Annotated in this window: 30 protein-coding genes and 3 tRNA genes; 12 read left to right on the top strand and 21 right to left on the bottom strand. The window is 39.3% G+C overall.

The window, feature by feature from the left end; translation table 11 throughout:
- Window positions 1–2: 2 nt before the first annotated feature.
- The 12 genes from rplV to BSEPE_RS01375 form a co-directional block, all read right to left on the bottom strand.
- Window positions 3–338: a 50S ribosomal protein L22 gene (gene rplV, locus BSEPE_RS01430; RefSeq protein WP_066043021.1), complete on the bottom strand. Its 336-nt coding sequence runs from the start codon at window positions 336–338 to the stop codon at window positions 3–5.
- Between the two features lie 15 nt (window positions 339–353).
- Complete coding sequence (gene rpsS, locus BSEPE_RS01425) at window positions 354–623, bottom strand: 30S ribosomal protein S19 (protein ID WP_066043018.1); 270 nt, start codon at window positions 621–623, stop codon at window positions 354–356.
- Between the two features lie 8 nt (window positions 624–631).
- Window positions 632–1,459 carry a 50S ribosomal protein L2 gene (gene rplB / locus BSEPE_RS01420; protein ID WP_066043017.1) on the bottom strand — a complete coding sequence of 276 codons (828 nt, stop codon included), beginning with the start codon at window positions 1,457–1,459 and terminating at the stop codon, window positions 632–634.
- Between the two features lie 10 nt (window positions 1,460–1,469).
- Window positions 1,470–1,763, bottom strand: a complete 294-nt coding sequence (gene rplW / locus BSEPE_RS01415; protein WP_066043015.1) for a 50S ribosomal protein L23 — start codon at window positions 1,761–1,763, stop codon at window positions 1,470–1,472.
- The gene (gene rplD / locus BSEPE_RS01410) at window positions 1,760–2,374 is read right to left on the bottom strand and encodes a 50S ribosomal protein L4 (RefSeq protein WP_066043013.1); all 615 of its coding nucleotides are present in this window, start codon (window positions 2,372–2,374) and stop codon (window positions 1,760–1,762) included. Before rplD ends, rplW begins: the two co-directional genes overlap by 4 nt.
- Before the next feature lie 9 nt (window positions 2,375–2,383).
- On the bottom strand, window positions 2,384–3,115 hold the full coding sequence (rplC, locus tag BSEPE_RS01405; protein ID WP_066043011.1) for a 50S ribosomal protein L3: 732 nt from the start codon (window positions 3,113–3,115) through the stop codon (window positions 2,384–2,386).
- Between the two features lie 29 nt (window positions 3,116–3,144).
- Window positions 3,145–3,456 carry a 30S ribosomal protein S10 gene (rpsJ, locus tag BSEPE_RS01400; RefSeq protein ID WP_066043009.1) on the bottom strand — a complete coding sequence of 104 codons (312 nt, stop codon included), beginning with the start codon at window positions 3,454–3,456 and terminating at the stop codon, window positions 3,145–3,147.
- A gap of 91 nt (window positions 3,457–3,547) precedes the next feature.
- The gene (tuf, locus tag BSEPE_RS01395; RefSeq protein ID WP_066042991.1) at window positions 3,548–4,738 is read right to left on the bottom strand and encodes an elongation factor Tu; all 1,191 of its coding nucleotides are present in this window, start codon (window positions 4,736–4,738) and stop codon (window positions 3,548–3,550) included.
- A 27-nt stretch (window positions 4,739–4,765) separates the two neighbouring features.
- Window positions 4,766–6,868 (bottom strand): elongation factor G, encoded by a 2,103-nt coding sequence (gene fusA, locus BSEPE_RS01390; RefSeq protein ID WP_066042988.1) that lies wholly within the window; start codon window positions 6,866–6,868, stop codon window positions 4,766–4,768.
- 18 nt (window positions 6,869–6,886) lie between these two features.
- The gene (rpsG, locus tag BSEPE_RS01385) at window positions 6,887–7,354 is read right to left on the bottom strand and encodes a 30S ribosomal protein S7 (RefSeq protein ID WP_066042986.1); all 468 of its coding nucleotides are present in this window, start codon (window positions 7,352–7,354) and stop codon (window positions 6,887–6,889) included.
- 25 nt (window positions 7,355–7,379) lie between these two features.
- The gene (gene rpsL / locus BSEPE_RS01380; RefSeq protein WP_066042982.1) at window positions 7,380–7,754 is read right to left on the bottom strand and encodes a 30S ribosomal protein S12; all 375 of its coding nucleotides are present in this window, start codon (window positions 7,752–7,754) and stop codon (window positions 7,380–7,382) included.
- Between the two features lie 304 nt (window positions 7,755–8,058).
- Complete coding sequence (locus BSEPE_RS01375; RefSeq protein WP_066045991.1) at window positions 8,059–8,532, bottom strand: low molecular weight protein-tyrosine-phosphatase; 474 nt, start codon at window positions 8,530–8,532, stop codon at window positions 8,059–8,061.
- A gap of 51 nt (window positions 8,533–8,583) precedes the next feature.
- On the opposite strand from BSEPE_RS01375, the gene BSEPE_RS01370 reads away from it, so the two are divergent.
- On the top strand, window positions 8,584–9,549 hold the full coding sequence (locus BSEPE_RS01370) for a KpsF/GutQ family sugar-phosphate isomerase (RefSeq protein ID WP_066042980.1): 966 nt from the start codon (window positions 8,584–8,586) through the stop codon (window positions 9,547–9,549).
- Here BSEPE_RS01370 and BSEPE_RS01365 read toward each other — a convergent pair.
- The 3 genes from BSEPE_RS01365 to BSEPE_RS01355 form a co-directional block, all read right to left on the bottom strand.
- Entirely contained in the window at window positions 9,546–10,664 is a 1,119-nt protein-coding gene (locus tag BSEPE_RS01365; RefSeq protein ID WP_066042978.1) for a HupE/UreJ family protein, read from the bottom strand. The genes BSEPE_RS01370 and BSEPE_RS01365 overlap by 4 nt on opposite strands.
- 8 nt (window positions 10,665–10,672) lie before the next feature.
- Window positions 10,673–11,407: a DUF4395 domain-containing protein gene (locus BSEPE_RS01360; RefSeq protein WP_066042976.1), complete on the bottom strand. Its 735-nt coding sequence runs from the start codon at window positions 11,405–11,407 to the stop codon at window positions 10,673–10,675.
- A gap of 171 nt (window positions 11,408–11,578) precedes the next feature.
- A complete protein-coding gene (locus BSEPE_RS01355; protein ID WP_066042974.1) occupies window positions 11,579–13,468 on the bottom strand; it encodes a 5'-nucleotidase C-terminal domain-containing protein in 1,890 nt (629 codons plus the stop codon).
- A gap of 124 nt (window positions 13,469–13,592) precedes the next feature.
- On the opposite strand from BSEPE_RS01355, the gene BSEPE_RS01350 reads away from it, so the two are divergent.
- The 6 genes from BSEPE_RS01350 (at window position 13,593) to BSEPE_RS01325 (ending at window position 17,427) form a co-directional block, all read left to right on the top strand.
- A complete protein-coding gene (locus BSEPE_RS01350; protein WP_066042971.1) occupies window positions 13,593–15,017 on the top strand; it encodes a UDP-N-acetylmuramoyl-L-alanyl-D-glutamate--2,6-diaminopimelate ligase in 1,425 nt (474 codons plus the stop codon).
- Between the two features lie 66 nt (window positions 15,018–15,083).
- Window positions 15,084–16,328 (top strand): UDP-N-acetylmuramoyl-tripeptide--D-alanyl-D-alanine ligase, encoded by a 1,245-nt coding sequence (locus BSEPE_RS01345; protein WP_066042969.1) that lies wholly within the window; start codon window positions 15,084–15,086, stop codon window positions 16,326–16,328.
- Between the two features lie 146 nt (window positions 16,329–16,474).
- A tRNA-Arg gene (locus tag BSEPE_RS01340) sits at window positions 16,475–16,551 on the top strand.
- A gap of 58 nt (window positions 16,552–16,609) precedes the next feature.
- Complete coding sequence (pgsA, locus tag BSEPE_RS01335; RefSeq protein WP_162262075.1) at window positions 16,610–17,197, top strand: CDP-diacylglycerol--glycerol-3-phosphate 3-phosphatidyltransferase; 588 nt, start codon at window positions 16,610–16,612, stop codon at window positions 17,195–17,197.
- Between the two features lie 25 nt (window positions 17,198–17,222).
- Window positions 17,223–17,298 (top strand) — tRNA-Gly (locus BSEPE_RS01330).
- Window positions 17,299–17,353: 55 nt separating this feature from the next.
- Window positions 17,354–17,427, top strand: a tRNA-Cys gene (locus tag BSEPE_RS01325).
- 72 nt (window positions 17,428–17,499) lie between these two features.
- On the opposite strand, the gene BSEPE_RS01320 is transcribed toward BSEPE_RS01325, so the two are convergent.
- From BSEPE_RS01320 to efp, 6 genes are read right to left on the bottom strand one after another with little or no spacing between them, the layout of a single operon-like run.
- The gene (locus BSEPE_RS01320) at window positions 17,500–18,696 is read right to left on the bottom strand and encodes an argininosuccinate synthase (RefSeq protein ID WP_066042965.1); all 1,197 of its coding nucleotides are present in this window, start codon (window positions 18,694–18,696) and stop codon (window positions 17,500–17,502) included.
- Window positions 18,693–19,076 (bottom strand): DUF2914 domain-containing protein, encoded by a 384-nt coding sequence (locus BSEPE_RS01315; protein ID WP_066042933.1) that lies wholly within the window; start codon window positions 19,074–19,076, stop codon window positions 18,693–18,695. The genes BSEPE_RS01320 and BSEPE_RS01315 overlap by 4 nt, the downstream gene beginning before the upstream one ends.
- 52 nt (window positions 19,077–19,128) lie before the next feature.
- Entirely contained in the window at window positions 19,129–19,569 is a 441-nt protein-coding gene (locus BSEPE_RS01310; protein WP_066042931.1) for a YcgN family cysteine cluster protein, read from the bottom strand.
- On the bottom strand, window positions 19,566–20,279 hold the full coding sequence (locus BSEPE_RS01305) for a tetratricopeptide repeat protein (protein WP_066042929.1): 714 nt from the start codon (window positions 20,277–20,279) through the stop codon (window positions 19,566–19,568). The genes BSEPE_RS01310 and BSEPE_RS01305 overlap by 4 nt, the downstream gene beginning before the upstream one ends.
- Before the next feature lie 5 nt (window positions 20,280–20,284).
- Complete coding sequence (epmA, locus tag BSEPE_RS01300) at window positions 20,285–21,154, bottom strand: EF-P lysine aminoacylase EpmA (protein WP_066042927.1); 870 nt, start codon at window positions 21,152–21,154, stop codon at window positions 20,285–20,287.
- Window positions 21,138–21,701 carry an elongation factor P gene (gene efp, locus BSEPE_RS01295; protein ID WP_066042925.1) on the bottom strand — a complete coding sequence of 188 codons (564 nt, stop codon included), beginning with the start codon at window positions 21,699–21,701 and terminating at the stop codon, window positions 21,138–21,140. Before efp ends, epmA begins: the two co-directional genes overlap by 17 nt.
- Before the next feature lie 73 nt (window positions 21,702–21,774).
- Here efp and dcm point away from each other — a divergent pair, with 73 nt between their 5' ends.
- The 5 genes from dcm (at window position 21,775) to BSEPE_RS01270 (ending at window position 26,559) form a co-directional block, all read left to right on the top strand.
- Entirely contained in the window at window positions 21,775–22,872 is a 1,098-nt protein-coding gene (gene dcm, locus BSEPE_RS01290) for a DNA (cytosine-5-)-methyltransferase (protein ID WP_231893508.1), read from the top strand.
- Between the two features lie 4 nt (window positions 22,873–22,876).
- A complete protein-coding gene (locus tag BSEPE_RS01285) occupies window positions 22,877–24,007 on the top strand; it encodes a phospholipase D-like domain-containing protein (RefSeq protein ID WP_066042923.1) in 1,131 nt (376 codons plus the stop codon).
- Between the two features lie 199 nt (window positions 24,008–24,206).
- Window positions 24,207–25,367: an ADP-forming succinate--CoA ligase subunit beta gene (sucC, locus tag BSEPE_RS01280; RefSeq protein ID WP_066042921.1), complete on the top strand. Its 1,161-nt coding sequence runs from the start codon at window positions 24,207–24,209 to the stop codon at window positions 25,365–25,367.
- Window positions 25,364–26,233, top strand: coding sequence for a succinate--CoA ligase subunit alpha (gene sucD, locus BSEPE_RS01275; RefSeq protein WP_066042919.1), 870 nt, complete (start codon window positions 25,364–25,366; stop codon window positions 26,231–26,233). The genes sucC and sucD overlap by 4 nt, the downstream gene beginning before the upstream one ends.
- Window positions 26,230–26,559, top strand: coding sequence for a hypothetical protein (locus BSEPE_RS01270; protein ID WP_066042917.1), 330 nt, complete (start codon window positions 26,230–26,232; stop codon window positions 26,557–26,559). The genes sucD and BSEPE_RS01270 overlap by 4 nt, the downstream gene beginning before the upstream one ends.
- The last annotated feature ends 1 nt before the right edge of the window (window position 26,560 follow it).

Raw genomic sequence — 26,560 nt, 5'->3', positions numbered from 1 at the left:
AATTAACCTGCGCTTACGCCAACTGTAATGTGGCTTGTTCTTTTTAAAATACGATTCGCACGACCTTTTGCTCTTGGACGAATTCTTTTCATTGTTGAGCCTTCGTCAATATAGACGCTGCTCACTTTTAGTTCATCAATGTCTAGTCCGTCATTGTTTTCAGCATTTGAAATCGCCGAATTTAAGACTTTCTTAACAAGCACTGATGCTTTTTTATTGCTAAACGATAAAATATTAAGTGCCTCTTCAACTGACTTTGAGCGAATTTGATCCGCTACCAATCGCGCTTTAAAAGCCGAGGTTTTTGCATATTTATGACTTGCTTTAACTTCTTTCATTTTTAATCCTTTAATTTACGCCTTGCGGTCGCCACTGTGTCCGTGAAATGTTCTGGTTATTGCAAATTCGCCTAATTTATGACCAACCATTTGCTCATTAATAGAGACTGGTACATGCGCTCTGCCATTGTGCACTGCGATTGTCAAACCAATCATCTCAGGTACAATTACTGAACGACGCGACCAAGTTTTAATTGGTTTTCTATCATTGTTCTCTTGAGCAGTTAATACTTTTTTGATTAAATGTTCGTCAACAAATGGACCCTTTCTTAATGATCTAGCCATGATTATTCCTATTTATTTCTACGGCGCACGATAAGTTTATCAGTGCGCTTATTACTGCGTGTTTTATAACCCTTAGTTGGCGTGCCCCAAGGAGAAACCGGATGGCGACCACCACTGGTTTTACCTTCACCACCACCATGTGGGTGATCAACTGGGTTCATTACAACACCACGAACTGTCGGTCTAACACCTCTCCAGCGTGTTGCGCCCGCTTTACCTAATTTTCTCAAACTGTGCTCTTTCTTAGACACTTCGCCAATGGTTGCACGACAATCTGCTAATACTTTACGAACTTCACCAGAACGCAATCTCAAAGTCACATAAGCACCCTCTTTTGCAATCAACTGCGCAGAAGTACCTGCACTGCGTGCCATTTGCGCTCCCTTACCTGGCTTAAGTTCAATACAGTGAATAACACTACCAAGTGGAATGTTTGCACATGGCATTACATTACCAGCTTTAATAGCAACACTGACACCTGAAATAATTTCATCACCTGCATTCAAGCCATTTGGTGCAATAATATACTTACGCTCACCATCTGCATACAAAACCAAAGCAATGTTGGCACTACGATTTGGATCGTATTCTAAGCGCTCAACTTTTGCAACCATGTCATCTTTGTTTCGTCTAAAATCGATAATGCGATAGCGACGCTTATGACCACCACCTTTATGACGAACCGTAATCTTTCCACGGTTATTACGACCGCTGATTCTATTTTTGCTTTCTGTCAAAGGTGCATAAGGCGCGCCTTTATGTAAATCTTTATCAACAATATTGACAACAAATCGTCTGCCAGGTGAAGTTGGTTTTCTTTTAATTACTTGTGCCATAATCTCTCTCTTAAGATGCGCTTACGTCAATCATTTGACCTTCAGACACTTTTATCATTGCCTTTTTCCAATTAATACGACGACCTTTTTTTCCTTTATAAACTTTTACCTTGCCTTTAACAACAGAAGTGGTTACATTTTCTACCGTTACACCAAATAAGGCTTCAACTGCTGCTTTAATTTCTTTTTTATTACTATCAATGCGTACTTTAAAGGCATACTGATTGCTTGTTGATGACAACATTGTCGTTTTCTCAGAAACAATCGGTGCCAACAAGGTTTTTAATACTTTTTCTTGGTTCATAATTGCGCCTCAATTTTCTTTAATGCCGCTTCAGTGATCACCACATTCTTGTAACCAATCAAACTAACTGGGTCAATACTTTGTGTGTCACAAACACCGACATGGTATAAATTGCGTGAAGAAAGATATAAATTCTCATCCAATTCTTCTGTCATCAATAAAGCGTCTGTTACATCTAATGCTTTAAGTAATGCTGTTATATTCTTTGTTTTTGCGTCTGTAACACCAAAATCCTTAACAACCTTTAAGCGCTCAGTGCGTGCCAATTCAGAGAATATAACAGAAATTGCACCTTTGTACATTTTCTTATTAACTTTCTGTGCAAAACTTCTTGGTTGTGCAGCAAATGTCACACCACCTGAGCGCCAAATAGGACCACGCGAAGTACCTGCACGAGCACGACCTGTGCCTTTTTGCGCCCAAGGTTTCTTACCGCCACCACTCACTGCCGCACGATTTTTCTGCGCCTTAGAACCTTGACGACCCGTTGCCATATAGGCGGTTGTCACTTGGTGAACCAACGACTGATTATAGTCTCTTGCAAATACCGCATCAGCAACTTCGGTAGAAGTTGATTTCTTGGCACTGATATCTAATACTTTTAATTTCATTTTAAAACCTTATTCTTCTGTTTCAGCTTCAACTGCTGTATCAGCAGTCTGTTGCTCTTGAAGTTGCTTACTAACGCCAGTGTTAATCTTATCTTTCTTAGTAGAAAAATTAACTTTAACGAAACCTTTAGTAGCACCAGGAATTGCACCTTTTACCAAGATTAGGTTTCTTTCGTTGTCAACACGAATTACTTCTAAACATTCTTGTGTTACTTGCTCATCACCCATGTGACCAGCCATTTTCTTACCTTTAAATACACGACCAGGCTCTTGACACTGTCCAGTAGAACCAATTGCCCTATGAGAGATTGAGTTACCGTGCGTCGCATCTTGCATTTGGAAATTGTGTCGTTTAACACCACCTTGAAAGCCTTTACCTTTAGATTGTCCAGTGACATCAACGAAATGGCCTGCACCAAAAATTGATAAATCAAAACTTGTTGCACCTGCGATCTCATCGGCATCTGCTCTGAATTCCCAAAGACCTAAACCAATGTCTTGTGAAGCTTTTGCATAATGACCCTTAGTTGCCGAAGAAACACGACGCAATTTTGCTTCGCCTTTCTTGTTAACTTTAGCGCCAGTAGTCACTTGAACGGCACTATAACCATCTACTTCTACTGTTTTTGTTTGAACAACACGATTAGGCTCAACTTTAATAACGCTTACTGCAGTCGCCGAACCATCGTCAGCTAAGATGCGAGTCATTCCTAATTTTTGTCCTACTAAACCAATTGCCATGATATTTCTTCCTATTACTTATTCGTTTGTTAATTAAGCTGGATTGCTACATCAACACCTGCTGCCAAATCTAACTTCATTAAAGCATCTACTGTTTTATCAGTTGGGCTAATAACATCCATTAATCTAACATATGTTCTTAATTCGTACTGGTCTCTCGCCTTCTTGTTAACATGCGGAGAAGTTAATACGGTAAAGCGTTCTTTCTTCGTCGGCAAAGGAATTGGACCCCTGACACTTGCACCTGTACTCTTTGCAGTTGCTACAATCTCAATGGCTGACTTGTCGATTAAACGATGGTCAAATGCCTTTAACTTAATTCTAATATTTTGATTGCTCATGTGTCTAATCCCTATTTAAAATCGATTTATGTCTTTCAACGAAAAAGCGAACATTATACAAGAATATTCACCCTTAAATTAACTATTTCCTTTAATCTGTCACCTTAGCAACAACACCCGCACCAACCGTACGACCGCCTTCTCTAATGGCAAATCTTAAACCATCTTCCATAGCAATCGGAGAAAGTAATTCTACTTGCATTTTCACATTGTCGCCAGGCATTACCATTTCTACGCCCTCAGGTAATTGACATGCGCCAGTTACATCTGTTGTTCTAAAATAAAACTGTGGACGGTAGTTGTTGAAGAATGGTGTATGACGACCACCTTCATTTTTGCTTAAGACATAGATTTCTGCTTCAAACTTTGCATGTGGTTTGATAGAGCCTGGTTTCGCCAATACTTGACCGCGTTCAACTTCTTCTCGCTTGGTGCCACGAAGAAGCACGCCAACATTGTCACCTGCTTCACCAGAATCTAATAACTTACGGAACATTTCAACACCTGTACAAGTGGTGGTTTTTGTTTCTTTGATACCAACAATTTCTAATTCGTCACCAACATTAACAACCCCTGCTTCAATACGACCTGTTACAACGGTGCCGCGGCCAGAGATTGAGAATACATCTTCAATTGGCATAATGAATGTCTTATCTGTGTCGCGCTTAGGGGTTGGAATATAAGTGTCTAATGCTTCAACCAGTTTGACGATTGAAGGCACACCGATGTCTGAAGTATCGCCTTCTAATGCCTTAAGTGCAGAGCCAAAGATAACTGGCGTGTCATCACCTGGGAAATCGTATTCTGTTAATAACTCACGGATTTCCATTTCAACCAATTCTACCAATTCTTCATCGTCAACCATATCGGCTTTATTCATATAAACAAGGATGTATGGAACACCAACTTGCTTAGACAAAAGAATGTGCTCACGGGTTTGTGCCATTGGGCCATCTGTGGCAGCGATAACAATAATAGCGCCGTCCATTTGGGCAGCACCGGTAATCATATTTTTAACATAATCCGCATGTCCTGGGCAATCTACATGAGCATAATGACGCGTTTCACTTTCGTATTCTACATGGGCTGTTGAGATAGTAATGCCGCGTTCTCTTTCTTCAGGAGCGTTATCAATATCTGCATAGTCGTTAAATTCACCGCCGTTTGCTTCTGCCATTACTTTGGTGATGGCTGCTGTTAGGGTAGTTTTACCATGGTCAACATGACCGATTGTGCCAACATTGACATGGGGTTTGTTTCTTTCGAATTTTTCTTTTGACATTTTAAGTTCCTGCTACTTTAAGTAAATTTATTTGTTTAATTTTTCAATGACATCATCGGCAACATTTTTCGGTGCGGCTGTGTACTTTGAAAATTCCATTGAATAACTTGCACGCCCTTGAGTCATAGAACGCAAATCATTAGCGTAACCAAACATTTCAGCTAGTGGTACATCTGCTTTGAGTTGTTTGCCATTTGGCAAGTCTTCCATAGCACCTACTAAACCACGACGACGATTAAGGTCACCCATAACATCACCCATATACTCTTCAGGGGTCACAATCTCGACTGCCATCATTGGTTCAAGTAACTGAGGGTTTGCCATTCTAACGCCTTCTGCCAAACATTTACTCGCTGCAATTTTAAATGCCATTTCGTTTGAATCAACATCATGGTAAGAACCATCATAAACGGTAACTTTCATATCCACTAACGGGAAGCCTGCTAATACACCATTCTCCATTTGCTCTTGAATACCTTTGTTGACCGCAGGAATATATTCCTTAGGGATTACACCGCCTTTAATTTCATCAACAAACTCATAACCTGCACCAGGCTCCTGAGGTTCAATACGCAAATGTACATGCCCGTATTGACCACGACCACCTGATTGCTTAGCGAATTTATGCTGATGCTCAACCAAGGTTGTAATCGCTTCACGATAAGCTACTTGCGGTGCGCCAACATTACATTCAACATCAAATTCACGACGCATACGATCAACAATAATATCCAAATGAAGCTCGCCCATACCTGCAATAATCGTTTGACCTGACTCTTCATCACTAGAAACTCTAAATGATGGGTCTTCAGCAGCTAATTTACCCAAGGCAATACCCATTTTTTCTTGGTCTGCTTTAGTTTTTGGTTCAACCGCCAAGGCGATGACTGGCTCTGGAAACTCCATTCTTTCTAATATGATTTTTTCTTTCATATCGCACAAAGTATCGCCTGTGGTTACATCTTTCAAGCCAATTGCCGCTGCAATATCGCCAGCACGCACTTCTTTAATTTCATCGCGTTCATTAGAGTGCATTTGCACCATGCGACCAATACGCTCCTTTTTACCTTTAGATGAATTATAAACAAAATCACCTGCTTTTAAGACGCCTGAATACACACGGAAAAAGGTTAGGTTACCCACAAATGGGTCGGTGGCAATTTTAAACGCTAAGGCTGAAAAAGGCTCATTATCATCAGCATTTCGTGGCACTTTGGTCTCATCTTTGTCATCTAAAATACCCTCAATCGCATCTACATCAAGCGGTGATGGCATATACATAATGATTGCATCTAATGCTGCTTGCACGCCTTTATTCTTAAAAGCTGAACCACAGAACATAGGAATAATTTGGTTGTCAATACATTGCAGACGAATACCTTGTTTGATTTCGTCGTTCGTTAATTCGCCTTCTTCTAGGTATTTTTCCATTAACTCATCATTACCTTCTGCCGCTGCTTCTATCATATCTTCACGCTTTTCGTCTGCCAAGTCTTGTAATTCAGCAGGAATTTCTCTGGCTTCGTAAGTTGCGCCCTGGTCTTCTTCATTCCAGTATATTGCTTTCATAGTGATTAAATCAATCACACCTTTAAAGTCTTCTTCAGCACCGATGGCAATTTGCATTGGCACTGGATTAGCACCTAGGCGCGTTCTAATTTGCTCACAAACACGCAAGAAATCAGCACCTGCACGGTCCATTTTGTTAACAAAACCAATTCTTGGCACATTGTATTTGTTTGCTTGACGCCATACTGTCTCAGATTGTGGCTCAACGCCGCCAACTGCACAAAATAAAGCCAATGCACCGTCTAATACTTTAAGAGAGCGCTCAACTTCAATCGTAAAATCAACATGACCTGGAGTATCAATAATATTAATACGATGCTCTTCAAACTGATCATCCATACCCTTCCACATACAAGTAGTCGCCGCAGAAGTAATGGTAATACCGCGTTCTTGCTCTTGCTCCATCCAATCCATAGTGGCGCCGCCATCATGCACTTCACCAATTTTGTGTGTACGACCTGTATATAAAAGAACGCGTTCAGTAGTGGTTGTTTTACCAGCGTCAATGTGTGCCATAACGCCAACATTACGATAATGCTTCAGTGGGTGATTTCTTGCCATTTTCTTAAATCCTTATTATTACCAGCGGAAGTGCGCAAACGCTTTGTTTGCCTCTGCCATTCTGTGTGTGTCTTCTTTTTTCTTAAATGCAGTACCACGGTTCTGAACAGCATCTAACACTTCACCTGCCAATCTTAACTTCATGCCTTTTTCGCCTCGTTTGCGTGATGCTTCAATAATCCAACGCATTGCCAATGCAATTTTACGCTCTGCCCTGACTTCAACAGGCACTTGGTAAGTAGAGCCACCAACACGACGAGACTTAATCTCAACTTGTGGTCCAATATTTTCTAGTGCTTGTTTGAAAGTATCAATCGGCTCAACATTGCCTTTCGCTTCAATTGTGTCTAACGCATCATAAACGATCTTCTCGGCTACAGATTTTTTACCATCTAACATTAAGATGTTTACAAACTTAGCCAATACTAAATCGCCAAACTTAGGGTCTGGTAGGATTTCTCTTTTTGGTGCGGATCTTCTTCTCATAGTATTTCTCTTGTTTTAAGTTAGTTTATTTCTTTGGTTTTTTAGTGCCATACTTAGAACGCCCTTGCATTCTGCCATCAACACCAACTGTATCTAATGCACCACGAACTGTGTGGTAACGAACACCTGGTAAATCTTTAACACGACCACCACGAATCAAAATGACCGAGTGTTCTTGTAAGTTATGACCTTCACCACCAATATAGGTCGTTACTTCAGCAGCGTTTGTTAATCTAACACGAGCAACTTTACGCAATGCCGAGTTAGGCTTCTTAGGGGTTGTTGTATACACACGAGTACATACACCACGCTTTTGCGGGCAACTGTCCAATGCAGGTACACCACTCTTTGTTACTTTCTTTTTACGCGGGTTACGCACTAATTGATTAACCGTTGACATAAATCTGAACTCCAATAATTGTCTAAATATTTTTTTAAATACATACCAATCACTCCTCTTTCAAGGAGCAATAAAGGGTCATATTATACTGTGCAAAATAATCCTAGTCAACATATTTACCGATTTTTATTCACTTGCGTTGAAAGACTGTTTTTATATAACCTTAATCCAAAAATAGAAAACAAAAATCTGACGCCAACCCTTACCACCATAGCGCTTTCAAAAAATCGCCGTAGAACCACTGGATTTTGAAAGCACTTTGATAGCAAGGCTTAACGCCATATTCAGACTTTTTATCTTTGGATTAGGATATAAGTAATTTATTCAACAAAAAAGTACTTGCCCTATTCAACATTTCAAAAATGGCATCAAATCGCCCTTTAAAATAGGGATCAGGAACACCTTTGCCGTTGTTGTTCGGAATATTATCAAGCATCAAAGAAAGTTTGTGCTGATGCTCCGCTGGGCAAATATCCATCATATCCGCTAAATTACTAGCGTCCATCGCAAAAATATAATCATAATGATAAAAATCTGACTCATGCACTTGACGGGCGCGTTGCGTTGATAAATCCACGCCATACTTATTCGCCGATAATTGTGAACGAGCATCTGGCTGTTCGCCAATATGATAAGCATGAGTTCCTGCCGAATCAACCTCAAACAAATCTTCCACACCGAGTTTTTTCATTTGCACCCGAAAAGCACCTTCCGCAGTCGGCGAACGACAGATGTTTCCCATGCATACAAATAAAATTTTGATTTTTTCGTTGCTCATATACATATTAATTAGATAAAATCCAACATTATATATATTTAACTTACCAATATGTCTGACTCACTCCTACAATCCGCCAAACAAGTTATCCTCACTGAAGCACAGGCTGTCACGCAACTAGCTGACAAACTTGATCAAAGTTTTGTTAATGCCTGCCTCTTAATCCAAAAATGCACTGGCAAAGTCATTTTAATAGGTATGGGAAAATCAGGACATATTGGCAACAAAATTGCTGCCACTTTCGCCTCCACAGGCACCCCTGCTTTTGCTGTCCATCCTGCTGAAGCAGGACATGGAGACTTAGGAATGATTGAACAAAATGATGTTGCCATTTGCATTTCTTACTCAGGTGAATCCGATGAAATTATGACTTTGATACCTGTTATCAAACGCCTCGGCGTGTCAATCATCAGCATGACTGGCAATGCAGATTCTTCTATTGGAAAAATCAGCGATGTACATTTAGATGTCAGCGTCGAAAAAGAAGCCTGTCCGCACAATTTAGCCCCAACTTCGTCAACCACAGTAGCATTAGCGATGGGCGATGCATTGGCAGTCAGTTTGCTCAATGACAAAGGCTTTAGTCCCGACGACTTCGCCCGCTCCCACCCATCGGGCGCACTTGGCAGGCGCTTGCTTACTTTTGTTAACACTATTATGAAAACGAGCGATGATATCCCTTATGTTAGCGCAGATACTAGGTTGTTAGATGCTTTATTAGTCATGAGTCAAAAAGCCTTAGGCATGGTGTTAATCACTGAAGAAAAAAACCTTAAAGGAGTATTTACTGATGGCGATTTGCGTCGCGTTTTAGAAACACATGCCAACATTCAAGACTTGACTATTGGCGAAGTAATGACCTCGAATTGTAAGTCCATCTTAGCCGACAAACCTGCGATGGCAGCGGTCGCAATGATGGATAAATTTAACCTAAATTCACTGCCTGTGGTTGATGAAAATAATCAAGTGGTCGGTGCAATCAACACGCATACCTTAATGCAGGCGAAAATTATCTAACCAATAATCCGCTCAATCCCCCACCAAATTCCAATCAAAGCAATCAATACAGAAATAGGCGTCACTGCCACTTTTCGATAATTTAAACTTAAAGCGCGAATAATTAAAAGAACTGCTACCACACTTAACACAATCATAATCTGAGCCAATTCCACGCCCACATTAAAACCCATCAAAGTGGTGGCAAAGTTATCATCAGTCATTTCAAAAGACTTGAGCATGGTCGCAAAACCTAGTCCATGAATCAGACCAAAACAAAATACAACAATACTTTTCCGCTTGATAGATTGATTTAAAAATAAATTCTCAATAGCAACATAAGCAATTGAAAATGCAATCAACGGCTCAATGATGCGCGCTGAGATTTCTACCACCCCTATCATTGCCAATCCCAATGTTAGGGTGTGTGCAAGGGTAAAGGTCGTTACTAATAGCAATAATTTACGCCATAAAAGTGAGGAAAGCGCCATGCCAATAATAAATAAAATATGATCCCAACCTAAAGGAACCACATGGTCAAAACCAATGGCAATAAACTGCGTCAAACGCTGCATGGCACTTACAGACTCAGGATGTTCAATATCAATCACGCCACTGGGCTTTCCATTATTCAGCCATTGCCATTGACTCCAATTATATTCATCTTTTTTAAATATTTGATAGCGCAACGCACTATTACCGGATGCCTTATCATATTGCCAAGAGAATGTTTTTGGCCATTTCTCAAGTTGGGTTGCATAGGTCAGCAGCGTTTTTCTTGGGCGTTTTTTATAGCCAATAATATCAATAAATATCTTTTCCAGATGTAGGACTTGAACTTTTTGATTAACCGTGAATTGAATTTTTTTTAGAAACTGTGACTCAAATACTTCAAATCGTTTGCGCAGTTCTGCTGGCTTTAAGGCGCGCAATTCGTCATACTCGACTGAGTTTGGTGCATCCGTGGTTTTTTTGTATTGTGTACCAATACCTGTCATCATTGCTTCAAGGTTCAAATCAATGACAATTTCAACTTTTTTATCGGGATAAATTGAGATTTCAACCAAAGCAGGTTTGACCACATCGGCAACTGATGCACTAACAAACAGCCAAAATAAAACAAAAAATTTAAACACTTTTTCTACTATTTTTTATCTAATTTTTGCTGTTTTTTGCGTTTAATTTCATCCCAGTCAATATTTTCACAAGCATCACAATGACGATTAGCAATACCGATTTTGACCAATAATGCATACACTTTGCAGCCCACGCAATAACCCACAATCGCTTCCAACCACATAAACGATAAACACAATGCCACCAAACTCAATGCTAATGTAGATGGCACATAATTTACATCCACTGGAATACTTGTGCCCAATACCCCGTTAATCGCATCAGCAATCGCATCAGGATTAAAAAACACAATGCACACAGAAATAAAACTCGCCCCCATAATCCACGCACAACGCTTGGGTCCAATTGGCTTCCACTCAGGTGGTTTGTTTAGCGTTAAAAAACTTGCCAACAAAATTGTCGGCGAAAACCGAGCGCCAATCACTGACATACCCAATAACATTTCAATCAAAGCATAAACCAATAACTTTGTCTGAAACGCATACTCAAACACCCGCTTCGTCGCTTCAACAACATATAGCGTGCGGTCCTCCATATCAGTTTCATAAGTATCTGCAGCAATAACCTCAGGTGATACCTCCCAAGTTGGACCATACACCACATTCACAAAAGTGAACACCATATAAATTGGAATAATCAATAAAATCCCCGCACGAACTTGCACAGCAGCATCATTAATATGTATTTTGTCCTCGCTTAAATCACGAAACCACAAATTTTTAAAAACCGTTGTAATTTTCATTAAGAGATCACTGCATTAACCCAGTACGACTTAGGGAATATAGAAAATAGTGCATTTTTTACCCAAAAATGAGGAGAATAGCCAGCTATTTGACGAGTTTTTGGGTAAAAAAGGCGTTGTTTTATGTGTTTCATAAGTTGTGATGGGTTGATGTAGTGGTCTCCTTAGAATTTAAATTAATTTACCTGCATAGTTTTCAATACCTGGATTATCCTGCACGCCTTTAATGGTCGGATGGTTAACTTTGGTCAAATTCAAATGCTTCTGCTTACGCAAATAATCTGCTGCTACATCCCACATCAAACGACCATTGCCCACTGAACCAACCTGTGCCCAACCTGCGACTTTATAAGATTTATTCATATCAATTGCTACACCTTCATCATCTTTAATGTCGCTAATACGATTACCCAAACTTGCTGCCGGATCAATCGTATAGTCCAAGCCACCGATACGCACCATATCACCGCCAGATTGCAAATAAGGATCTTGGACAAAGAGATTCTCAGCAATACCTTCAAAAATATCTTTAAGTTGCGAACCTTTTAACTCATTCACATAAGTCTCGCCATAAGTCATTGAAGTATTGGTCATCAAATCTTCCATGGTTACATCATGTCCCGCTGGCACTGAAGTGCCCCAACGCACACCTGCCGACATGGAAAAATCTGCATTATGCTCTTCACGCAACGAATTCACCAACACTTGATCCCAGGTGCCCATAAAGTTGCCACGACGATAGAGTGTTTGTTCCGTAGTACAGAGTTTTTCAGTCAAAATTTCATCATAAGTTTTACCAATACGGTTTGGATTGTTGCTCATTGTACTACTGCGCGCTTCCACCACATTCTTATCATACTTAGTATTACGCATTTTATTAATATATGACACAACAGTTGCATCCGGCTTAATAAAGTCTGTCAAAATCGGCAACATTTTATAATTGTAACCAACAACCTTATGGTTTTTAATGTCTAAATCCATTACCCCGATATATTTACCTGAACAACCCGCATTGGTTACCACGGTTACGCCACCAGCATTCTTCACCTCGATAGGTTTCGGCATGCCATCATGCGTATGTCCACCAAAAATAGCATCAATACCAACGACTTGCGATGCCATCTTGATATCCACATCCATACCATTATGAGAAATCACAATCACCGCATCTGGCTTTTCATTTTTACGAATATCAGCGACTAATTCTGCCATCTCGTCTTCACGCAAACCAAATGACCAGTCTGGAAAGAAGTATTTTTGAGGGTTTGCATTTGAGGTGCGTGGAAACGCTTGACCAATTACAGCAATACGATGCCCGCCCACATTTTTAATTACATAAGGTTTAAACGGCAATGCATCATCTTCGTTATAAAGACCTCTACCATCATATTTTTCTGTCATTGTAATATATTTGTCGTCTAATAAAGCATCTTCTAAGATACGCACATTTTGACCCAAAAAATCCCCCTTAAAGAACCCGACATTTTTCAATACTTCTTGCTCTTTATAAGTAAACTCCCAATGCCCAACCATCACATCAACACCCAACATATTACAAGCTTCCACCATATCCGCACCACGCGTCCACAACGATGTACCTGAACCCTGCCAAGTATCACCACCATCCAGTGTTAGCGTGTTTTTCACACCGCCCGCACTTTCACGCAACGAATCTAAAACGGTTTTAATCTGTCCAAAGCCACCGGTCTTACCGTATTTAGCCGCTAAATCTTCAAAATTATTATAAGTAAAAGCGTAAGCTTCAGGAGAACCTTTTTTATAACCAATTTCTTTCAGTAATTTATCCCCCACCACATGTGGTAATTGCCCAAAAGTGGATCCAAAACCCAAATTCACATTTGGCTCACGGAAATAATTTGGCAACAAATTACCATGCGTATCGGTAATATGCAAAATACGCGCACTGCCCGTCTTTGCCACCTCATACATATTCTCTTGCGACGATAATTTATCCGCATCGTTCCCACAACCACTAATCAAACCCGCTGCCGAACCAGCGCCCAATACCTTGATAAACTCTCTACGCGTTAAAGCCATTTTTTTTCCTTATATAATCAAGATTGTAATTCTACTATGTTTGCCGACAAAACACAAAACTATCATTACATTATAATATTCTGAAATAGTTTTAACGCCCGTGGTTTCGTTATAATACCCCCCTATGAATATCAAAAAACTTCTGCAAACCATTGCCCCTACCGAATTCGATTTTTCTATAGAAGGTCTCTGTCTCAACTCCCGCCAAGTCCAAAATGGCGACCTCTTCATTGCCCTACAAGGTGCGACTGGACACGGTAGCGACTACATAGACCAAGCGATTGACAAAGGTTGTGTTGCTGTTTTAGTCGATTCAAAAGACATAGAGTGTAGCGTCCCTTCTATTCGAGTTGACAACTTATCAAAACATTTAGCAACATTAGCCACCACTTTCTACGATAATGCCATCAAAGTTGATATTGTCGGCATCACTGGCACCAATGGCAAAACCTCTGTGGCGTGTTTCATTTCGCAACTATTGGCTGCATTAGGTATCAAAAATGGACTCATCGGCACCTTAGGCATTAGCAATTCTGAGCAAAATTCAGCACAAACTACCCCCGATATTCTCACGCTGTATCGCACTTTGGACGGCTACGCAAAAGATGGTATTAACACCGCCGTTTTAGAAGTTTCCTCTCACGGTATCGACCAAAACCGCATCGCAGGTCTCAACATCCGCACTGCCGTTTTTACCAACCTAACCCAAGACCATTTAGATTACCACTCAGATTTAGCAAGCTATAAACAGGTCAAAACCCGCCTATTCTCACAGAGTAGCGTACAATCCGTCGTCCTCAACCAAGACGATGCCAATTATGCCGATTTCCTCACCGCCGCCAAAAACAAAAAAATCAGCACCTACGCCTTATCCGATTTCACCGATATCAAAACCACTGAACAAGGTTTTTTAGCCACACTAAACGGTTTTGTTTTCGAAATTCCCTTCTTAGGTAAGTTTAATTTACAAAATGTTTTAGCTGCATTCCACACCCTAAAAACTTTAGGATTTAGCGATGAAGAGGTTATCCCTCTACTCCACAGGCTGACCCCACCCCCAGGTAGAATGCAAAAAAATGCCAGTCAGCCAATTTGGGTTGATTACGCCCACACCCCTGATGCCATTGAGAATGCCATTACCACCCTACGCACCCACTACCCAGAATACGCTATCCGCGTCGTCTTCGGTTGTGGTGGTAATCGCGACCAAAACAAGCGTGCACAAATGGGTAAAATTGCCTCAAAACTTGCCGACACCCTCATTCTCACCAACGACAACCCACGAGACGAGGACCCACGCGCCATCATTGATGACATTCTCGACGGCATCGATGACAGCTACGAAGTCAACATCACCGAAGACCGTCAACTTGCTATTGAGGGCGCTGTCATTAGCCTCGGCGAACAAGAATGCCTACTCATCGCTGGCAAAGGCCATGAAACCACCCAAACATTTAAAGACAAAACCCTAAAATCTAACGACAACGACATTATCATTGCTGCCATCATTGAAGGCGCAAGATTGGCAAAAATAAAAAATAGGCAATAACATCTTTTTTTATTGCAGGAACAGAGTTTTTAAAAGGAAAAATGAATTTGGTTTATAATAAACCCTATGTTAAAAACCACAACCTGCACCCTTGCCAAAATTTTAAAAACGGAATGTTCTGTCGATGTGGCAGTAACTGGTATTTATACAGATACTCGAAAAAGAATGGATGGCGGCGTGTTTGTGGCGTTGGTGGGGGAGAATTTTGATGCGCATGACTATGTAGAAAAGGCGCAAGAAATGGGGGCTGTGGCAGTTGTAGTGCATCATTCTGTGGTGGTGGATTTGCCATCGTTAGTGGTGGCAGATACGCAGGTTGCATTTACGCAGATTGCACGGTGGAATTTAGAAAGGCTGAAGCCGAAAGTGGTTGCAATTACGGGTAGCAACGGTAAAACCACGACCAAGAATATGTTGAAAAACATTCTTAAATTAAAAGCACCCACTTTGGCAACCAAAGGCAATCTCAATAACCATCTCGGTGTACCAATGACCTTGCTTAAATTAGAAGAAAAACACCAATATGCCGTCATTGAAATGGGGGCGAATCATTTGGAAGAAATCGCATATTTGCGTGACATGGTTAACCCCGATATTGCACTTGTTACCAATACTTTGGATGCGCATATAGGTGAATTTGGTGGGTTTGAGAATTTGGTGAAAGCGAAAGGTGAAATTTACGCATCGCATTCGCAGAATATTGTGAATACGCAAACAGGGTTTACGGGTGATATCAGTTTTGGCGAAGGGGGTGATATATTTGCCAGTGAGATTAACAATAATCAATTTTGCTTGACGATTTTTAATGAAAAAATTACTGTAAATTTACCGCTATTAGGCAGACATAATATTGATAATGCTTTGAGCGCAAGTGCTTGTGCGGCTGCATTGGGGGTGAATATTGCGACTATTAAACAGGGCTTGGAAAATACGCAGGCGGAAAAAGGTCGGCTGAATGTTATTCATTATGATGAAATGACGATTATTGATGATAGTTATAATGCCAGTCCAAGCTCAAGTCAATATGCACTAGAAGTATTAAAGGGTTTTGCAGGTGAAAAAATTGCAGTATTGGGGCAAATGGCAGAGCTTGGCGATAAATCTGAGGCTTATCATCAGCAAGTGGGTGCATTTGCAAAGTCATTAGATATTGAATATTTATACAGTTATCAAGCAGATTATGGTGTGCAAAATTTTGATAATGCAGAGGAACTAGTGGCAACACTGAAACAACACAAAAATGCCACCCTTCTTTTTAAAGGCTCAAGAGTTGCAAAATTAGAACGAATTATTGAAAAAATTTGCGTATAATTCCCCATCTTGTGAAAAGTAACGCTTTACGCTCTATAACAATTTTTGTTTGAAGGCGTAAAATACAAGGCATTTTTCAACAGGTAGTATTACATATACACCAGTTGGAAAATAACGCAGTAGCTTGCATTTTCAAGCAAAAATTTGCGCCCGTGGCTCAACTGGATAGAGTACTCGGCTACGAACCGAGCGGTTGCTGGTTCGACTCCAGCCGGGCGCACCATATTTTTAAAACCCTTGCAAATATGCAGGGGTTTTTTGTTTATACTGATTATTATCTTATGATGACAATACCAAATATTTTAACTTTATCAAGAATTGCGCTCATCCCGTTATTTGTAGTATTGTATTATTTTCAACCCGCTTATACTGACACGCCGATATTTACTTGGATAAATTTTGCAGTCACGCTAATCTATGCAATGATTAGCGTGACGGATTATTTAGATGGTTACCTTGCAAGAAAATTAAATATGACTTCGAGATTAGGTGCGTTTTTGGATCCTGTTGCAGATAAATTAATGGTTTCAACAGCACTGGTAATTTTAGTTGATTTTTATCCAAGTGATACGCACTGGTATATTAGTATTTGTGCGTTGATTATTATTTCCAGAGAGATTTTGGTATCTGCTCTTAGAGAATGGATGGGTACGATTGGCCAGCGTTCAACGATCAATGTATCATTTGTTGGCAAGGTAAAAACCTTCGTGCAAATCTTTGCCATTCTATTTTTACTTTATCAGCAGCCATTTTTTGGCTTGCCGAGTTTTGAGATTGGGGTGAGCTTATTGGTTGCTGCCACTTTGTTAACTTTATACTCTGGGTTTATTTATTTAAAAGAAGGTATAAAAACCTTCAAACCCCAATAAAAACACATTATAATATGTCGCTTATGCGGGAATAGCTCAGCTGGTAGAGCATCACGTTGCCAACGTGAATGTCGCGAGTCCGAATCTCGTTTCCCGCTCCAAATTTAAAAAAAGCCTGTGAGAACAGGCTTTTTTTTATTACCGCTTCCACACCTTGGCCGGATAGCAAAGCGGTTATGCAGGGGCCTGCAAAGCCTTATAGACCAGTTCGACTCTGGTTCCGGCCTCCATATAAAGTACAATAAAAAGCCCGGTGATTATCGGGCTTTTTATTGTCTATTATTTAAATTTAAGGTTGAATATCAACTTAGTGCCTTAAGGCGTAAACGCAATGCATTGAGTTTAATAAAACCTGCTGCATCTTTTTGGTCATACGCACCTTGATCGTCTTCAAAAGTTGCAATTTTTTCACTGAACAATGAGTTGTCAGATTTACGACCGACGATGATGACATTACCCTTGTAAAATTTAAGGCGCACGGTGCCGTTAACGACGGATTGCGTTTGGTCAATGGCAGCTTGTAGCATTTCTCGCTCTGGCGCAAACCAAAAACCGTTATAAATCATTTTGGCATATTTTGGCATTAATTCGTCTTTTAGATGTGCCGCCTCTCGGTCGAGAGTAAGACTTTCCATAGCCCGATGGGCTTTTAGCATTACTGTGCCGGCTGGTGTCTCATAGCAACCACGAGACTTCATACCAACAAAACGGTTTTCAACAATATCATCACGGCCAATACCGTGAGCACCTGCGCGTTTGTTCAAATCTTCCATTACGGTTGCGGGGCTCATCGCCTTACCATTGATGGCAATAATGTCGCCCTTTAAATAAGTAAGTTCCACATACTCGGCTTTGTCAGGGGCATCTTCAGGGGAAACTGTCCAACGCCACATATCGTCTTCTGGCTCTGCCCATGGGTCTTCCAAAATATCGCCTTCGTAAGAAATATGCAATAAATTTGCGTCCATTGAGTAAGGAGATTTTTTGTTTTGTTTTTGGTAATCAATCTCAATGCCGTGCTTTTTTGCGTAATTCATCAATGACTCTCGTGATGACAAATCCCACTCACGCCAAGGGGCAATTACTTGAATATCGGCATTCAGCGCATAAGCGTTTAATTCAAAACGCACTTGGTCATTACCTTTGCCTGTTGCGCCGTGGCTAATGGCATCGGCACCAACTTCGTCGGCAATTTCTACCAAACGCTTAGAGATTAGCGGACGCGCAATTGAAGTGCCTAATAAATATTCGCCTTCATAAATTGCGTTAGCACGGAACATTGGAAAGATAAAATCACGAGCAAATTCTTCACGCAAATCTTCAATATAAATATCGGTTACACCAGCGGCTTTTGCTTTAGCGCGGGCGGGCTCGACTTCTTCTCCTTGACCAATATCCGCTGTAAAAGTAACGACTTCACATTGGTAAGTGTCCTGCAACCATTTAACGATGATGCTGGTATCCAATCCACCTGAATAGGCTAATACTACTTTATTCATGATTTTTTATACTCGAATGTTTTTGTTAATAAAATTTCTGCGTTTTGATTGACAACTTCAACCGTCCATTCCCCTGTCCATCTGTGCCAAAGGTTTTTACTTGACCAAACGCGCCATCTATTGCCTTTGATGTCAAAACTGATTTCTGCCTTTACTTTGCTTTTATACAGCCAACGATGGGTAATTCTATCCCCTTTTAAATGACGGATATTGGTAAAAAAATAGACTTTTTTTACGGAGTTATCGATTTCGGTAATGATGTCAATTGGCGCTCTTTCTTCTACTGATTTTGCAAATACCGCTTGTGAAATGTCTTTATGTGGCCATGCGGCGAATGCTTGCGTGGTAAGCAATAAAGCCAATAATAAGATTTTTTTCATTGCAAATTCTTAGTTTAAAATATTAAAGACAAATTTTAACAGATTTTTTTCATCAATCAACCCAAGTGATAACATGCTTATAAATGTCTTCTGCCGCTACTTCTTCATCGCTGAATGTCCGTCCGCGAACAGAAATCCCCGCCAAATGTACAGAATCTACATTACCACTAATCAATGGGTGCCAATCGAATAAGGGCTTACCTTCGGATAATAGGCGGTAGGCACAACTAGCGGGCAGCCAATTAAATTTTTTACCCCAATCTGGGTAGATAGTTAGACAATCAGGTACGAAAGATTGTCGCATTTCGTAGTGCGGGCACTGGCAAGTTTCTACATCAAGATATTGACAAGCAACATCAGTGAAATAAATTTCTTCAGTGTCCTCATCTTCGATTTTGTGCAGGCAACAGCGTCCACAATTGTCGCATAACGATTCCCATTGCGTACGAGTCATCTCTTCAAGCGTAAGCACTTCCCAAAAATTATTTTTCAATGTTCAACAGTCTCATTATTTAAAAGCTTGCTATTTTCTGCTAATGAGTCTGAGATTTCTTGCAAACTTGGTCCGTTGATTGATTTTTTGTCACGAATAAGTTTGTTTAAATACGCTTGCGCTTCAGCGTTGAATTGCATTGCAGCTTTTTCATACCAATGTTGTGCCAATTTTAAATCTTTGTCAATACCCAAACCCACTTCATATAATTTTGCTAAGTCTAATTGTGCACGGACAAAGCCTAATTGTGCAGATTTTTCATACCAGTATTTGGCAGTATTTTCATCACCTTGCTGATGATAAATTTTGGCCAATTTATATTGTGCTTTAATCAAATTTTGGTTGGCAGATTTTTCATACCAAAATATCGCTTGTTGAAAATTTTTCTGAGTACCGATGCCTTCATAATAAAAATTACCTAAATTAAATTGTGCGCTCGGATAGCCCAATTCAGCCACTTGAGTGTACCAATAAAGCGCCAACTTGACATCTTGATTGGTACTAATACCATGGTAATACATATTTGCTAAACTAAACTGTGCTCTTGCATTGCCTCGTTTGGCATCTTTTTTTAATTGCGTTAAAAGTTTGCTGGCCGATAGGGTTGATTGCTCCGATTGTTGCTTGATGGTATTGTGCCCGCTCTTAGGCTGCAACAGTTGCAATGCATGGGTATTTAGACTGATAATCAGGATAATTAAAAATTTCATAAGTGTTATTTTACCGATAATAATCGTTCAATGCCAATTGCCACACCTGAGCATTGTGGCAAAGGATTGGCTAAACTTGATAAGAAATCTTTGTCTAAATCAACGGAGGTTTTGCCCAATACAGCGCGCTTACTGATTTCGTCTTCAAAACGCTGTTGATATTCGCCCGCCCCTTGTAATTCATCGTAGCCGTTGGCGATTTCAATGCCGTGCGCATATAACTCAAAACGCTGTGCCACTTGCCCTTTAGCCTTAGCAAGGGCGGATTGCTCTACAGGATAATCGTAGATGAAACAAAAGGGGATATCTTCCAATTCTGGCTCTATTAAGTGGGTAAATAGTAAGATTTGCAAGTCTTCAATCCACTCAAAATCTGTACACAGTCCATAGGTTTTAGCGATGGACTTAAGTTTATCAAAATCGGTATTTAAAATATCAATATCAGCAAACTTTCTGAACGCTTGTGCATAAGATAATTTTGACACTTCACCTTGAAAACCCAAGTGTTGCAACAGTTCTACAACCTCATTCATCAATTGGTGCATGTCAAAATCCACACGATAATATTCCAACATTGTGAATTCATTAAAGTTTTGAGCACCTTGCTCATTGTCACGGAACACAGGGCAAATCTGATAAATATTACCGCTACCGCCCGCCAACAGTTTTTTCATTTCCAATTCGGGGGAGGTGTGCAGGTATTTGGCTTGTGGTTCAATGTCTTGATTGACTTGCATGGTAATGCTGTCAATATAAACATCGGTAACGGGGTAGTTTAAAAGTTGCGGAGTTTGCACCTCAACGACATCTCTTTGGGCAAAAAATTGTCGTATTTGATTAAAAAAAACGCTATTTTTTTTAAGTGCGTCCCGCATACTCGTTCGTGCGCGTATCAACCTTAACTTTCTCGCCAATGCTGATGAATAAAGGTACTTGTACCACCGCGCCCGTGTTCATTGTCGCTGGTTTTCCGCCTGTACCTGCGGTATCACCTTTGAGTCCAGGATCTGTGTCCACCACTTCCAACATCACATGATTTGGTGGTGTGACTGAAATCGGATTGTCATTCCAAAGCGTAATAACACACATATCTTGCTCAACCAAATATTTCACCGCATCACCCATACCCACTTCACTCAGCGTATATTGTTCAAAAGTTTTGGGGTCCATAAAATTATAACCATCGCCGTCATTATACAAATATTGCATATCTGTTTCCATCACATCAGCACCTTCCACAGACTCGCCAGATTTAAAAGTTTTTTCCAAAGTTTTACCCGTGATTAAATCTTTAAGTTTGACTTTATTAGACGCCTGCCCCTTGCCAGGTTTGCGAATTTCGTTATTAATAATCGAACAAGGATTACCATCCAAAATAAGTTTTAAGCCGTTTTTGAACTGACTAGTGGAATAAGTTGCCATTTTTAAAAATTACGAAAAATAAAATATCTTATTTTACTTAAACTACACTGTATTTTGTTTGTAAAATAATGCTATGCTAAAAATAAAAGATGTTAACTACATCCAAGAAAATTCCCTCAAAAAAAACACTGACTGTGTAGAGGACGCCTTTCAAATGGGATTATTAGATCGCTTCGAGACAAAAGAGTCTGATGTCAATAAAAAACCCAATTTTACTTTTATTGATTTATTTGCAGGTATCGGTGGTTTTCACCTAGCAGCTTCAAATTTAGGTGGTCAATGTGTTTTCGCTAGTGAATTTGATGATAATGCTAGAAAGACTTATGAGGCTAATTTTTTAAAACACAATAAAGATTTATTTTATTCAGGTAATTTTGCTGGCAATATCATCGAAGTTAAAGCAAAAGATATACCCGATTTTGATTTTTTATTTGCAGGCTTTCCTTGTCAACCATTTTCTATTGCAGGTCATAGACAGGGTTTTGATGATAAAAATGGCAGAGGAAATTTGTTTTTTGATATAGTTAAAATCCTTAAAGAAAAAAAACCAAAAGCCTTTATTTTGGAGAATGTAAAAAATTTAAAAACTCATGATAAAGGTAATACAATCAAAGTCATTTATAATAAATTACAGAAATTAGGGTATAAAGTTACTGACAATGTTTTGAATGCCATGAAATATGGCAACACGCCACAAAATAGAGAAAGAATATTTATTGTGGGTTTTCTAGAACAAAAAGCATTTAATAATTTTTCATTTCCGAAGAAAATAGAACTCAAAAAAACCATTAGCAGTTGTTTGGAAAAAGCAGTTGATGAAAAATATTACTACAATAATAAACCCTTGCATAAAAAATTAAAAGATGATATTACTAAAAAAAATACTATTTATCAATGGCGTAGAAAATATGTTCGAGAAAATAAAAGTGCTGTCTGTCCAACATTAACAGCAAATATGGGTATGGGTGGACACAATGTGCCAATCATTTTAGATAATAAAGGAATTAGAAAGTTAACACCTAAAGAGTGTGCGAATTTTCAAGGGTATCCAGAAAACTATATACTGCCAAACATAACTGACTCTAATTTGTATAAACAATTTGGCAACTCTATCTGCGTTCCTTTGGTAGAGAGAATTATAAATAATATAACTTTAGCCTTGGAAACTTAATCAAATGTTTTTTGAAAATCAATCAAATAATCAACAAGGAGACTATCAGAATTTTTTAGAAATAGTTGGCTCTTTATCAAACTTATATTCGGATTCAAAAACACCATATCTTTATTATAGAATAGCTGAAAAATTATTTTGCAGAGCATTCAAAGCAGATGATTTGTCTAGAGGTGATGTATCGATAGATGCCAAAAAGGGCCTTATTGGTATAGGGCTAAAAACATTTTTAGCAAATAATAATAAAACCTTTCAAAAAATCGCAGAGTTTAATAATGACAGGGAACTATATATAGGTTTAAGCAACAAAAAACTCATTGAAAAGGTAGCAAATCTCAGAAATGCTAGAATTCAGTTTGCCAAAAAAACCTATCAAACACAAAGTTCTATTTATCATTGTGTTTTACGAGAAGAAAGTAAGTTTAAAATATTTGAAAGTAACATGGACAAAATTGCTATTAATAATATCCAACACATTAAAATCAATGCCAAAAAAAATGTCATCAAATTTGATGACGATATTAATGATTATTCTTTTTCACTTTCAAAAAGTACCCTATCGAAAAGATTCGATAGTACCAATCCTAGCCTAATTCTTGATGAATTTGATATTAATATATTAAAAGACCCGTTGTTAACTTTGCAAGAATGTTTTACACAAGAAAAAATATTTTTAACTGACACTAAAATCAAGCAAACTGTTTATTTGCCTTTATACAGTAAAAATATGGAGGTTTTTGAAAAAAGTGGACTTAATCAATGGAATGCAAAAGGTAGAGTAAGGCATGCAAATGAAATTTATATACCTGTCCCTATAGTAATCCATAACAACTTTCCAAATTTTTTTCCAAGTAGAGATATGCCTTTTTCATTAAAACTGCCAAATGGTAAAATAATGAAAAGTAAAATGTGTCAAGATAGCAGTAAAGCCTTAATGTCATATTCTAATAAAGAATTAGGGCAATGGCTTCTTAGAGATGTTTTAGAATTACCTGAAGGTGAATTGCTAACTTACGCAAAATTACAATTTTTAGGAATAGATTCTGTACGAATTGACAAGATAAATGATTTAGAATTTGAAATAAATTTTGCTAAAGTTGGTAGTTACGAAACATTTAAAGAAACATATTTATAAAACCTATAATAAAAATTGCTGACATGGAAGGTCCTAGAAGGGGCCATCACCCATTTTGGGTGTGACATTTTCTTGACTAGTTCTTGATTTTGACTAAGTATCTTATATTTTTTAATAAAAAAAATATTATAAATCAATTACTTATATGTATATTATTTTCTTTACTGGTTCTTGACTCTAACTAAAAAAAACAAACATTATGCACATTCACGAATACCAAGCGAAAACATTATTTAAGAAAAATAACATTCAAACCCCGAATGGTATTTTGATTGACGCCACTGCCCAGGCAAGCGATGCTTGCAATACTTTGGGTGGTGATATTTGGGTGGTTAAAGCGCAAGTGCATGCGGGGGGTCGCGGTAAAGGGGGCGGTGTAATTTTATGTCACTCGGTGGCAGAAGTTGAAAATACTTGCGACAAATTATTGGGCACACAATTGATTACACCGCAAACGGACGCCAAGGGTTTGCCGGTTAATCAGTTGTTAATTGAAGCGGGGCAAAATATTGAACGCGAATTGTATTTAGGTTTATTGATTGATAGGCAGACGCAAAAAATCACAGTTTTAGCATCAACTGAAGGTGGCATGGACATTGAAAAAGTTGCCAGTGAAACACCTGATAAAATTATTAAATTTGGCATTGACCCATTAGGGGTTTTATCTACAAAGGACTGTGCTGAAATTGCAAAAAAATTAGAATTAAACACGGCATTAACCAAGCAATTTAACACTGCATTATTGGGTTTGTATAATATTTTCACGCAAAAAGATGTTAGTTTAATTGAAATTAATCCACTCATTACAACAGCAGAAAACACGCTGTTAGCACTGGATGGAAAAATTGATTTTGACGATAATGCCTTGTATCGCCACGAAGATATTTTGGCAATGCGTGATATTTCCCAAGAAGATGAGAAGGAAATGACTGCCAGCGAATGGCAACTGAATTACATCTCACTCGACGGTACAATCGGCTGTATGGTCAATGGTGCTGGGCTGGCAATGGCAACGATGGACCTGATTGAGCATCATGGAGGTTCACCTGCGAATTTCTTAGATGTTGGTGGTGGCACGACGGCGCAACGCGTTGCAAAAGCGTTTGAGCTCATTCAGAGCGAGGTAAATGTTAAGGGGATTTTAGTGAATATTTTTGGCGGGATTGTGCGTTGTGATTTGATTGCAGAAGGGATTTTGCAAGCGATTGAAAAAGTAGGATTAAATTTACCGATTGTAGTAAGGCTTGAAGGTACAAATGCAGCGGCAGGGCTTAAATTATTAGATGAATCTGGCGTTAATATTCACACCGAAGCCGATTTAACCAAAGCGGCAATTAAAATTGTGGCGTTATCAAAATGAGTATATTAATCAATAAAGACACCAAGGTAATTACCCAAGGTTTTACAGGTAAACAAGGCACTTTTCATTCGCAGCAGTCTATTGCCTACGGCACCCAATTCGTCGGCGGCGTTACCCCAGGAAAAGGCGGGCAAACACACTTAGATTTACCCGTATTCAACAGTGTCTCCGAAGCAATGCGTGAAACTGGTGCAAATGCCAGTATGATCTATGTTCCGCCTCGTTTTGCCTACGCTTCAATTATTGAAGCGATTGAAGCGCAAATGCCTGTCATCACTTGTATTACCGAAGGCATCCCCGTGCAAGATATGCTTAAAATAAAGGCGATTTTAAAAGACTCAAATTCGACCTTAATCGGTCCAAATTGCCCAGGTGTCATCACCCCAAATGAATGTAAACTTGGCATTATGCCTGGCAATATTCATCAAGCAGGCAGTGTCGGCATTGTCTCTCGTTCTGGTACATTGACTTATGAAGCCGTGCACCAAACCACCCAAGTGGGATTAGGGCAAAGCACCTGTATCGGCATCGGTGGCGACCCAGTTCAGGGTATGAATTTCATTGACTGCCTTAAACTATTTGAAGCTGATGAAAAAACGCAGTCCATCATCATGGTCGGCGAAATCGGTGGCATGGCAGAAGAAGAGGCTGCCGAATACATTCAATCCCATGTGTCAAAACCTGTGGTGTCCTATATCGCTGGACTCAGCGCCCCAAAAGGCAAACGCATGGGGCATGCGGGTGCCGTCATCAGTGCTGGCTCGGGTAAAGCCATTGATAAAATCAACGCCTTGGAAAAAGCGGGTGTTGCCGTCTCTCCTACTCCTGCAACAATGGGTAAAACTTTACTTGAGGTTTTAAAATGAAAGAAATAATTATTGGTTTCATCCTGATTTTTATTGCCTTTATTTTATATTTTAATATTGTCACTTCTATTATTGCCGTGCAAGAAAAAGATATTCGCCACTTGTGGATAAAAATAGTCAGAATTGTTTTTATTTGGCTAGTGCCCTTAATTGGATTTGCATTTATATTAAGATTTACCCAGCAAGCAGAAGAATGTCGTTTGCATTACTCATTAATACCAAAATTTGTCCAAAATTGGGTCTACGATGAAAGTATTTATAAACCCAATCAACACCGGAATGATGATGGCACTTCATATATTCCTGGTAGTCGCGGCCCTTGGTAAA

Source organism: endosymbiont of Bathymodiolus septemdierum str. Myojin knoll, from assembly GCF_001547755.1.
Taxonomy (GTDB): domain Bacteria; phylum Pseudomonadota; class Gammaproteobacteria; order PS1; family Pseudothioglobaceae; genus Thiodubiliella.
This window is presented reverse-complemented; position numbering and strand designations above follow the sequence as displayed.